Below are 10,872 nucleotides of genomic sequence, written 5' to 3' on the forward strand. Positions count from 1 at the left end.
AAGATCATAATTGGTAGTAATAATATTAACTCTTTTTGGAGATACTCTACTATTTCTTGTTTTTAAAAATTCTAAAATGTTATGAATAAATCGAGTATATTCGTTAAGAATATTTAACATTAATTCTGACTTTTCACCACAAAAGCAATGTCCATTTAAATATTGAATCAGATATGAGTTATCTGAAATAGATAGTTTATAGAAAATTGTCTTGATTAATTTCCTTCCACTTGTAGTTAATTTATCGTGAGATAATATAAGTTCAAAATTACCTAATGAAGAAAAAAACGGAACAGAAGCACCCGCACCAAGCAAGAAAGTTGTGTTTTTTTCTAAGAGTACATTTTTCAAGACCTCTTTTTTTGTTATTTCCATATTAATTCTACTCCTATTTGTTTTCTTTATTACATTGTATCATTTAAACAGGAGATGTCGTAAGAGTATAAGTCTGATAGTCAATATAGTTTTGTAAATAGCCTAGGTGCTTTACCTAATCTCCTTGTCTTCACAATTAAATTTCCTTTAAGATTTTCTATAATTAATTAAGCCGTTGCTATAAAAAAGCCGAAATGATTTCTCATTCCAGCTTTTGATTTATTAAAATTTGTGGCACACTTTTTATCAATTTATATGTTTTTATAAGTTTTCATATTTTTCAAAATGGCTTAAAATCAACGATTTCACACTATATTCCACCCTTACTGTCTTTGTAACCACGCCACACACTCCACATGGCTTGTATGCGGAAACATATCTACAGGCTGCACCTCACACGTCACATACCCGCCATCCTCGAGCACCCGCAAATCGCGCGCCAAGGTTCCCGGGTTGCACGATACATACACAACCCGCGTCGGCTTCATCTCAATAATCGTCCGCAGCAACGCCTCATCACAACCTTTACGCGGCGGGTCGACCACAAGCGTATCAGCCTTAATCCCTTCCTCATACCACTTCGGAATCACNNACGACACCGTATCTGACCATGATGTGTCTGAGCCAGCCTTTGTGGCGTTCTTCGTTGTACGCTTTGATGCCGTAACGGCTGCAGATCTCTTTGATCGCTTGAACGACGCGGTCGTTTTCCGATTGCTGGATCAGGCATTCGTTCATGTCGATGATGTCGTGGCTGCGCTGCTGGTAGAAGCCTGCGACAAGTCCGCCTTCCCTTTCACCGACAGGGACCTGGGCTTTGTTTCTGTAGTTCCACGGGTCTTCCATGCCGAGAGTCGGGTGGACGGTGATCCGGCTTAAATCGAGCTTGCCGATCCGCTCGAGCACATCTTTGACCTGTTTTTGCTTGTAGAGGAGCTGGCCTTCGTAATTGATGTGCTGAAGCTGGCAGCCGCCGCACTGTTTGTAGATCGGGCACGGCGCATCTGTGCGGTAGCAGCTTTCTTCTTTCAGGTCGATCAGGCGGCCGAAGGCGAAGCCTTTTTTGACCCGCGTCACCTTGATCTGCGCCTTTTCGTCAGGCAAGGCGTTCGGCACGAAAATCGGGAAGCCGTCGACTTTGGCGACTCCGGCTCCTTCATGTGTCAAGTCTTCAAATACTACGTTATAATATTCATTTTTTTCTACGGGGGCTTTTTGTTTCATATTCTTCACCTGCTAAAAGAAAAACTTGGCCGAATCCCGAGACCAAGTTTAATCATCCAATTTTCTCGCTTTTTCTTTTGACATCATGACGTTGATGTGGCGGTAGAGATTTTCAAATTCGCCGGGCAGTTCACCGCCGTATTCGCCGTCAAGGTTTAAGAGCATTTTATCCTTCAGTGTGACCTTTACGCGGTTCGCTTTTGTATAAATGACATGCTCATCGTGAATGTGTTCGCCTCTGAGAGCGAGACCGACAAGCCTGACAAATTCGGCGAGGTTCGTTCTTTTTAAAATCACCAGATCAAACATGCCGTCATTCAAGCTTGAGTCGGGCGCGAGCTTTTCAAAGCCGCCGACAGAGTTCGTCAGCATCACTAAAAAAAGCATCACTTCTCCTTGAAACAGCTTGCCGTCATATTCGATTTCAACCTCGGTCGGCCTTAATGAAGGAAGCAGCATTTCCATTCCTTTCAAATAATAGGCTAAGTGGCCGAGCATCGTTTTCAATTTGCTTGGTACATCATATGTCAGTTCCGTCAGGCGGCCGCCTCCGGCGATATTGATGAAATATTGGCCGTTGACGCGCCCGATGTCAATCGGACGGGCTTCCCCTTCTAGTATTGTGTCAACCGCCTTTAAAATATCCTCCCTCGGAATGCCGAGCGCTCTGGCGAAGTCGTTTGTCGTTCCGACCGGAATCACCCCGATCTTGGGGCGGTTTTCCAAAGGAGCCAGGCCGTTTATGACTTCATTTAAGGTCCCGTCTCCGCCTGCAGCGACAATTAAATCAAACTGCCGTTCGCTTGCGATTTTCGCTGCCTGAACGGCATCTCCTTCGCCTGTTGTCGCATGGCATGATGTCTCATAGCCTGCTTTTTCGAATTTTTGCAGAACTTGGGGAAGATTTTTTTTAAATATTTCTCGTCCGGAAGTCGGATTGTATATGATTCGTGCACGTTTCATGTTTTCATCATCCTATTAGAGTATCCGTATCATTTCTTTACCAACAACCTTTAATTATACTAGTTGTTGAAAAAATCGCAACAAAATGGGTATGGTCTTTTGTTTAATTTTAGATAAAACGACCTAAATAATGGAAATCGAGACTTTGCAGGATAATTGCTGTAAAATAATAAATATTACAAAAATAAAGGGGATGCTGCTGTGGAGAAGCTTGTTTATTTTAATCATGACGGAGGGGTGGATGATCTCGTCTCCTTGTTTCTTTTGCTGCAAATGGAGGATGTCAAGCTGATCGGAACCTCGGTTATTCCCGGAGATTGCTACTTGGAGCCAGCCCTCGGCGCAAGCAGAAAAATTATCGACCGTTTCGGCTCCTATCCGGTCGAAACCGCTGCATCCGATTCCAGAGGGGTTCATCCTTTTCCGAAGGAGTGGCGCATGCATGCCTTTTATGTCGACGCCCTGCCGATTTTAAATGAAAGAGGTGGGCCTCGAACCCCTGTGTCAGACCTTCCCGCCCACCTTCACCTGATTGAGAAGATCAAGAAAAGCAACGAGCCTGTGACATTGCTGTTTACCGGTCCGCTGACGGATTTGGCGCGGGCTTTGAATGCAGATCCGGCGATCACAAACCATATTTCAAAGCTGGTCTGGATGGGCGGCACTTTCCTTCAGAAAGGGAATGTGGAAGAGCCTGAGCACGACGGGACGGCTGAATGGAATGCCTTTTGGGACCCGTACAGCGTGAAGACGGTGTTTGACCATGACATTCAAATTGAAATGGTCGCGCTTGAAAGCACGAATCAAGTGCCTTTGACAAATGAGATCCGCTCCCATTGGGCAAGTCTCAGGAAGCATATCGGAATCGACTTCATCGGCCAATGCTATGCGATGTGCCCGCCGCTTGTACATACGGAGACGAATTCCACCTACTACCTCTGGGATGTACTGACAACACTGACACTCGGCGCGAAAGACATGATCCGTTCGCGAACCGTCAATACGATTGTGCACACAGAAAGTCCGCGCCAGGGAACAACAGAAGAGCACCCAAAAGGCAGAAAGGTCGAAGTCGTCGACCAAGTCGATAGAGACACATTTTTTGCGTACTTTGAAGAGTTGATGAAAAAGGCTGATCGTATACCATCAATATAAGGGGAAGATGACAGATGAAAAAAGGCAAAAACGTTTATATCAGGCCGCTGACAGCAGAAGATGCCGAAGCATGTCTCAAATTGCAAACAGACAATCGCTTATTTTTTGAACAGTTTTCAATGGAACGGAACGATGATTTCTATACACTCGAAGGACAAAAGAAGAGGCTTCAAAGGTTTTATGAGAATATGCAGAATGACGAAGACTATTATTGTGGCATCTTTCATCAGGCGGATGATGCACTGATTGGCACGATTAATCTTTTTCAAATACTGCGCGGCTCGCTGCAAAGCGCCTTCATCGGCTATTTTTTGGATGAGAAGCATAATGGCAAGGGCTTTACGACAGAAGCGGCCAAGCTGATGGTTGAATACGCATTTGAGGATCTGAAGCTGCACCGCGTCGAAGCCGGTGTCATGCCCCGTAATATCGCATCCATTCGCGTCTTGGAGAAAGCCGGTTTTCATAAAGAAGGCATCGCCCGGAAAAACGTCAAGATCAATGGCAAATGGGAAGATCATCAGCTGCTGGCCGTTATTAATCCGAATGATTAGCCGCTTCCTCGGCCTGTTCTAAACGAAAAAATCCTCAGCTCATAAAGAGCTGAGGATTTTCAGACCGTTGACAAAATAGGTCGATGTTACGAAAACGATGTTCAACGTTTTTACTGAAGGTTGAAAAATGAGGAATTTTTTCAGAGAATCCGTAACTAATAAACCAGCGATAAGCCACATCGGTTTCTCTTAATCGTCTCACGCATAGAGCGATGTCCAAACGCATATTAAATCCGTATCAATTTAATAAATACAAAGGGGGCAATACTCCGACGTCCTTTCGATGAATAAAGAGGGGCTACTTTTTCATAAATAAATGAAAAATCCACGGCTTCTTCCATTTCCCTAACCAAATAGTCTCTAGGGAGAAGTTCAAAAGCTATCCACGCTGATCTTGAGAGTGTTTGGACAACATGGTGAAACCTCCAAAATCTAGATTCCACTCACATTTTAATAAAAAAGCCTGTCGATGAAGCGTCTTTTTGTGACTTTGTCGACAAGCTGACCAGGTTAAAAACCTGCCTTCATTTGCTTTTAGCTTTTTTCTCTTTAATGATGCTGAAAAGCACTGAGATTATAACACCTGCACATACAATATAAAATAAAACATCAGTTACAGGGTTTTCAATATTTTTAAGAAGAAATATTAATCCTATAATCACCATTGGTATTATCCAGGTTAGCGACTTTACTACTTTAGGGCTTGGTTCGCTGTTTCCTTTGGATTCCATAACTACCTCCTAATTGTGCTGTAAAATATCTTTCATTAACATAACATAGGATATTTTTGTTAGACACCAACCATAGTCTCAGGTTAAAGGAAAATCATCAATGTTTTGGATATCAGTCAAGCGGCTTTTGGATTCCCTGTAACTACAAGAGCTCCTTGGCAGCAAGCATCCTCTACAGCTCCTGTATAGTTATCAATTATATTTAAAAGAGTTGCAAAGCCTGCGGTCCCATCAAGAACTGCTTTAACTTTTGTGGGGGTATTGAAAACGTACAACCTCTTTTTTAACTTCTTTCGAATACCAAAAAATACACCCCTCAGAATTTATCGGATCGACCAAGGGGTTTTTCCAATGTCTATTCTAAGGGGTGCATTCTATTGTGAGCTGTGGTCTTTTTATATCCTACTCTTCTTCCATCCCCGGCTTTTTCCGGCGGAATTTGGCCAATACTTCATATACGATCGGCACAATCAGAAGGGTAAGGAGGGTGGAACTGATTAAACCGCCGATCACGGTAACGCCGAGTCCTTTTGAGATGATCTGGCTGCCGCCTTCGAATCCGAACGCCAATGGAAGCAAGGCGCCGATTGTCGCGATGGCTGTCATCAGGATCGGGCGGAGTCTTGTAGAGCCGGCTTCTAAAAGCGCTTCTCTCGTAGACAGTCCTTCCGCTTCCTTATGAATGACGCGGTCGATGAGGACAATCGCGTTCGTTACAACGATACCGATCAGCATCAGCATCCCGATCATCGCGTTCAGGCTGATCGTTTCTCCTGATACGTAAAGTCCGACCAATGCGCCGATGACTGTAAACGGCAGCGAGAACAGGATCGCAAATGGCGCCAGCGCTCCGCCGAATGTAATCACGAGCACGAGGTAGACAATCGCAATCGCTGCGAGCATCGCCAGCCCAAGCTTCGTAAAGGAATCCGCGATATCTGCGGAGACACCGCCTGTATCAATCGTGACGTTGTCAGGCAGGTCAAGTTTATCAATTTTCTTCTGTACATCAACTGATACGGCTGTGACATTGTCTGATGTGACTTCAGCAGTGACATCGGCGTAAATTTTTCCGTCGCGTTTCGAAACGGTATCAGATGTCGTGCCTTCTTTTACTTCTGCCACATCACCGATTTTGACTTCCTGGCCTGTCGCTGATGTGATTTTTTTGTTTTCTAAATCTTTAACGCTCTTATACACGTCTTTTTCGGTTTTAATGTTGACATCAAGCTCTTTGCCGTCTTTTTTGACGGTTGTCAGAGGAGCCTGCGATGTTTCCGTCATTAATTCTTTAGAAATCTGAGCTGCTGTTAAGCCGAGTTTGCTCAGCTTCTCTTGGTCAGCTACAAATGTATACTCGTCATATGTGCTGGAAAGGCCTGAGTTCACATTCTTCAGATCCTTTTGATCTTTCATGACCTTTTCAATGTCTTTGACAGTGCCTTTGATATCTTTCTCTGAGTCACCGTATACATAGTAGGTTAATTCATTGTTATTGCCTGAAGAACTGAAGTCCTGGGTTTTCCATTCTCCGCGGTCGGATTGTTTCTTAACGGCTTTTAGCACATTATCTTTTTCTTTATCAAAATCAGGCGTGTCTTCTTCATATTTGATATAGAACAATGCACCGTTTGAGCTTCCTCCCATCAGCGGGTTTCCTGCACCTAATGAATACTGAACCGTATCGACATGCTTGCGGTCCAATAAAAGCTTTTCAGCTTTTGCGGCTTCTTCTTCCGCTTCTTTTTTCGTTTCCCCTGGTTCAGGCGAATAGGTGATCTGCACCGTTTTTTCTTGTTCAGAAGGCAGGTAGCTGGCACCGATCAGCGGCACAAGGAACAAGCTTCCGACCAGCATCAGAATCGCGATGAGCGATGTGATCCATTTATGGCTGAGCGCCCAGTTCAAGACTTTTTTATAGAAGTTTGCAAGTCTGCCCGGCTTATGTTCTTTGCCTCTCACCGGAGAACCCGTTAATGATTTTTTGAACAGGCTGTGCGCGAGCATCGGCACGAGCGTGATCGCAATCACAAGGGATGCGGCAAGCGCAAATACGATGGTTAAAGCAAACGGGATAAACAATTCGCCGATTTGGCCGCCTACCAGTGCGAGCGGCAGAAATACCGCAACCGTTACGATAGTTGATGACATGATCGGCAAGAACATTTCTTTCGTCGCTTCACGAACCAAGGCTTTTCCGCGCAGCGGTTCATCTTTCAGCCTCATGCGGCGGTAGATGTTCTCAATGACAACGATGGAATCGTCGACAACCCGGCCGATGGCGACTGTCATGGCGCCGAGCGTCATGATATTCAATGTGATATCAAGCTGGCTCAGCACAAGCAATGCGATGAGCAGGGATAATGGAATCGAAATGATCGAAATTAATGTCGACTTAATATCTCTTAAGAATAAGAGAATAATGACAATCGCAAAGATCGCACCGAAAATGGCTTTGCTCAGCATTGTCTCGACCGACTGTGTGATCGGTTCGGCCATATCCATTGTTGAGCTGTACTCAAAGCCTTTATGGTCTTCTTTATATTGTTTCAGTACATCTTTGACATTGTCGGCAACCTCTACCGTATTGGCGTCGTTTGCTTTGATGATGTTGATGCCGATGCTGTCTTTTCCATTTGTGCGTGAAATCGATTCAGCTTTTTTGACATCTTTCATGTTTGCAATGTCTGAAAGCTTGACCGTCGGCACTTCTGTGCTGGCGCTTTGCTGCGCCTGTGCGGCTGCCTGCGGGCTCTGTGCCGCTTGTCCGCCCTGTGCCGCTGCTGCACCGCTTGCACTTGAAGCAGATACGGCCGGAATTCTCATATTCTTCAAATCTTTGATGGTTTCAATATCGCCGCTGACCACGACGGATTTTTCTTCATTGCCGAATGTGTACAATCCAAGCGGAGTTGTCACATCAGATCCTTGAATCACTTGCTTGACTGTATCTTCGTCAAGTCCGTATTCTTTCATTTTGTCTTCTTTGAAGGAGAACTCAACCTCTTCAACCTGCTGACCCGATACTTGGACTGAAGCTGCGCCTTCAACGCCTTCAAGCTTCGGTACGAGGCCGTCTTCCACTTTTTTCGTCAGCTCTTGAAGATTGTCTTTGCTGCTCGATACGCTGAGCGTCAGGATCGGGAAGGAATTCATGCTGTAGCGAGAAATTTCCGGGTCTTTCGCGTTATCAGGCAGGCTGACGTTTTCCAGCGCTTCAGCCGCTTCTGTTTTCGCTTTGTCCATGTCCTTCTCATAATCATATTCAATCATAACCGATGATGCATTTTCATAAGACGTTGACGTGACAACGCTCACTCCGTCCACATTCTGCATCGCTTGTTCAATCGGCTTTGTTACCTCGTCTGCCACTTGGCTCGGGGCAGCTCCCGGATATGTCGTGCTAATTGTCAGGTAAGGCATATTCACATCAGGAATGGATTCTTGCTTCATATTCAAACCGGCGTAAAGTCCGGCAACTGTAACAATAATCGTCATCAGCCACACAGCGAACTTGTTCTTTAGCACAAAATTAATGATAGAATTCATTACGACCTCCATTTTTATAAATCTTTTTCTGAATACAGATTGACTGACTGGTCATTCTATACAATAATAAACTTCAAAAGTAAACAGCGTCAACTTATATATGTTAAAATTTAATCAATTTTAAGGATGCTTTAAAGGAGTACTTTCATGACAGAAAAAGAAGAAAAAATCATTAAAGCCGGCCTCCGCTTATTTGCTAAAAACGGGTTTGCTTCCACGACCATACAGGATATCGCCAATGAGTGCCAAATCTCTAAAGGGGCTTTCTATTTGCATTTCAAGTCTAAAGACGCACTTTTGCTCGCTATTATTAAATATTATATCGATAGAACCATGGAAAATATGAAGAGCATCCAGCAAAAAAACTTCCCTCCGAAAGAAACATTCAGAGAGCAAATCGCTTATCAATTCAGCGAGAGCAAAGAACACAGGGATTTCATTCTCGTCATGATCAGCGAACACAGCATACCTGAAAACAGCAAAATAAAGGAGTATTTTAAAAAAGTCGGCGAAGAATTTCATGAAACTTATCGGGAGGCGCTTTACGCAGCCTTCGGGGACATCATAAAGCCTTATTTGTCGGATCTGACGGTGATCGTGCAGGGAATTGTGCAATCCTATCAAAACTTGTTTATTTTTAACGAGATTGAGGTTGATTTTTATGAGCTTGCAGACTTCATTATCAGAAGAATCGATGACATGATCAATGGCATGATTCAAAGCGGGGAACACTCGATCCTCGCTGATCAAACATACAGCTTTTACACGGATGCCAAGAGTGAGGCTGATAAACATACCATTTTACAGGAGATCGAAACGATAAAAAATAAAGCCGACCTGCCGGAAGACATTTTGATTACGCTCGATGTGATTGAAGAAGAGCTGAATAAAGATGCGCCCCGAAAGCCGGTGGTCCAAGGAATGCTCTCAAACCTGGAGCATCAGGACAACGTTCAGCATCTTTTTCAGATCATCTCAGGCTTTCTCGATCGTTGATAAAACAGGCGGCAGCATATCCGACGGCAAAGGAAAACCAGATTCCTACTAAAATAGAAATCTGGTTTTCCTATTTATTCAGCTTTGACCAAAATCTTCACTTGGTCTCTTTCTCTTAGTAATCCTTTGAAACCCTCTTCGATGACCTCATCAAGTGTAATTTGCTTCGTTACCAATTTGTCAGCTGGGAAATACCCTTGAGCCATTAAACTGATGACAGTCGGAAAAACGTCGCGGTATCCGATAATTCCGGTTAATGTGCGTTCTTTCATGACAATATCATGAGGATGGATTGGCGCTTCTTTCTCAAAAATGCTGACAACCATTGTTTCCCCGTTCATTTTTGTTGTATGGATCGCTTGTTTTAAAACAGGCGGCACACCTGTCACTTCATAGGCCACATCTACACCGCCGTTTGTCCGTTTCTGAATTTCACCAACTGCGTCGTACTGTTTTGGATCAATGACGATCGCCCCAAGCTCTGCTGCTTTTTGCCGGCGGGTTTCAGATAATTCGACAGCATAAATTTCTGATGCGCCGGATGCTTTTAATGCTTCGATCACAAGTAAACCGATAGGGCCTGTCCCAAAAACGGCCGCTTTGTCACCAACCTTCAATTTGCTTTTGCGTACAGCGTGAAGGGCAACGGCAGACGGTTCAACAAGTGCACCTTGTTCAAATGATACCGTTTCCGGCAATTTGTGAAGCATTTCTGCCGGTACCGCTGTATACTCAGAAAACCCGCCGCCGCCTCCAGCGAGACCAAAGAATCCCAATTTATCACAAAGGTTATACTTTCCTTGTTTACAAGCTTCACATTCGCCGCATGCGTAGATAGGTTCAACAGTTACGCGGTCGCCGACTTGAACAGTCGTAACTCCTTTTCCTACTTCGACGACCTGTCCGGAAAATTCATGTCCCATAACGATTGGGGCTTTATCACCGCTTAACGGATGTGTTTCAATTGGAATGAAAATAGGGCCTGCGGTATATTCGTGCAGATCGCTTCCGCAAATTCCGCACCATTCTACTTTTACTTTGACTTTCCCCTCTAACGCTTGTGGTTCTTCGATATTTTCTAATCGTAAATCTTTAGCATTATGCCATATAAGCGCTTTCATTTTCTCATCCCCTAAAAATAATCGTTTGATCTCATTCTATTGCGCTATTTTCTTTATATTCAAAAAATTTATCTAACGTTGACATTGTTGGATTGGACGCTTACTTTACCGACGATTCAGGGGTATGATCAACTGACATCTTTTTGCCTTCACAGAAATCGGTCCGCAAGAAACGAACGGCAGCTTAGACTACTCTTCATTTAT

8 protein-coding genes and 3 pseudogenes are annotated in these 10,872 nt (G+C 44.1%); 4 read left to right on the forward strand and 7 right to left on the reverse strand.

Annotated elements, in window-relative coordinates; all coding sequences use genetic code 11:
- From BTA30_RS20265 to BTA30_RS20275, 3 genes and pseudogenes are all read right to left on the reverse strand, one after another.
- Nucleotides 1-375: hypothetical protein (locus BTA30_RS20265; protein WP_204515382.1), on the reverse strand; the 375-nt coding region annotated here is incomplete at its 3' end.
- Between the two features lie 323 nt (nt 376-698).
- Nucleotides 699-1,599: pseudogene (gene rlmD / locus BTA30_RS20270) on the reverse strand (23S rRNA (uracil(1939)-C(5))-methyltransferase RlmD).
- Nucleotides 1,600-1,647: 48 nt separating this feature from the next.
- A complete protein-coding gene (locus BTA30_RS20275; protein ID WP_076763533.1) occupies nt 1,648-2,562 on the reverse strand; it encodes a diacylglycerol kinase in 915 nt (304 codons plus the stop codon).
- Between the two features lie 201 nt (nt 2,563-2,763).
- Here BTA30_RS20275 and BTA30_RS20280 point away from each other — a divergent pair, with 201 nt between their 5' ends.
- Both BTA30_RS20280 and BTA30_RS20285 read left to right on the forward strand, forming a co-directional pair.
- Complete coding sequence (locus BTA30_RS20280; protein ID WP_076763535.1) at nt 2,764-3,717, forward strand: nucleoside hydrolase; 954 nt, start codon at nt 2,764-2,766, stop codon at nt 3,715-3,717.
- A 14-nt stretch (nt 3,718-3,731) separates the two neighbouring features.
- On the forward strand, nt 3,732-4,271 hold the full coding sequence (locus tag BTA30_RS20285) for a GNAT family N-acetyltransferase (protein ID WP_076763536.1): 540 nt from the start codon (nt 3,732-3,734) through the stop codon (nt 4,269-4,271).
- A gap of 67 nt (nt 4,272-4,338) precedes the next feature.
- Here the strand turns inward: BTA30_RS20285 and BTA30_RS22840 are convergent.
- From BTA30_RS22840 to BTA30_RS20300, 3 genes and pseudogenes are all read right to left on the reverse strand, one after another.
- Nucleotides 4,339-4,654: pseudogene (locus BTA30_RS22840) on the reverse strand (transposase); the annotation flags it as partial.
- Nucleotides 4,655-4,795: 141 nt separating this feature from the next.
- The gene (locus BTA30_RS20295) at nt 4,796-5,002 is read right to left on the reverse strand and encodes a hypothetical protein (RefSeq protein WP_076763538.1); all 207 of its coding nucleotides are present in this window, start codon (nt 5,000-5,002) and stop codon (nt 4,796-4,798) included.
- 402 nt (nt 5,003-5,404) lie between these two features.
- Nucleotides 5,405-8,551 (reverse strand): efflux RND transporter permease subunit, encoded by a 3,147-nt coding sequence (locus BTA30_RS20300; RefSeq protein ID WP_076763540.1) that lies wholly within the window; start codon nt 8,549-8,551, stop codon nt 5,405-5,407.
- 147 nt (nt 8,552-8,698) lie between these two features.
- Here BTA30_RS20300 and BTA30_RS20305 point away from each other — a divergent pair, with 147 nt between their 5' ends.
- Nucleotides 8,699-9,547 carry a TetR/AcrR family transcriptional regulator gene (locus tag BTA30_RS20305; RefSeq protein ID WP_076763542.1) on the forward strand — a complete coding sequence of 283 codons (849 nt, stop codon included), beginning with the start codon at nt 8,699-8,701 and terminating at the stop codon, nt 9,545-9,547.
- 74 nt (nt 9,548-9,621) lie between these two features.
- Here the strand turns inward: BTA30_RS20305 and BTA30_RS20310 are convergent, their stop codons facing one another.
- Complete coding sequence (locus BTA30_RS20310; RefSeq protein WP_076763544.1) at nt 9,622-10,668, reverse strand: 2,3-butanediol dehydrogenase; 1,047 nt, start codon at nt 10,666-10,668, stop codon at nt 9,622-9,624.
- Nucleotides 10,669-10,739: 71 nt separating this feature from the next.
- Here BTA30_RS20310 and BTA30_RS24540 point away from each other — a divergent pair.
- Nucleotides 10,740-10,872 (forward strand): annotated as a pseudogene (locus BTA30_RS24540) (glycosyl hydrolase); the annotation flags it as partial.

It is taken from the genome of Bacillus swezeyi, from assembly GCF_001969815.1.
GTDB classification, from domain to species: Bacteria; Bacillota; Bacilli; order Bacillales; family Bacillaceae; genus Bacillus; species Bacillus swezeyi.

Coding starts and splice junctions, on each gene's coding strand:
- BTA30_RS20275 (WP_076763533.1), bottom strand. CDS start 2,562: ATGAAACGTGCACGAATCATATACAATCCGACTTCCGGACGAGAAATA.
- BTA30_RS20285 (WP_076763536.1), top strand. CDS start 3,732: ATGAAAAAAGGCAAAAACGTTTATATCAGGCCGCTGACAGCAGAAGAT.
- BTA30_RS20295 (WP_076763538.1), bottom strand. CDS start 5,002: ATGGAATCCAAAGGAAACAGCGAACCAAGCCCTAAAGTAGTAAAGTCG.
- BTA30_RS20300 (WP_076763540.1), bottom strand. CDS start 8,551: ATGAATTCTATCATTAATTTTGTGCTAAAGAACAAGTTCGCTGTGTGG.
- BTA30_RS20305 (WP_076763542.1), top strand. CDS start 8,699: ATGACAGAAAAAGAAGAAAAAATCATTAAAGCCGGCCTCCGCTTATTT.
- BTA30_RS20310 (WP_076763544.1), bottom strand. CDS start 10,668: ATGAAAGCGCTTATATGGCATAATGCTAAAGATTTACGATTAGAAAAT.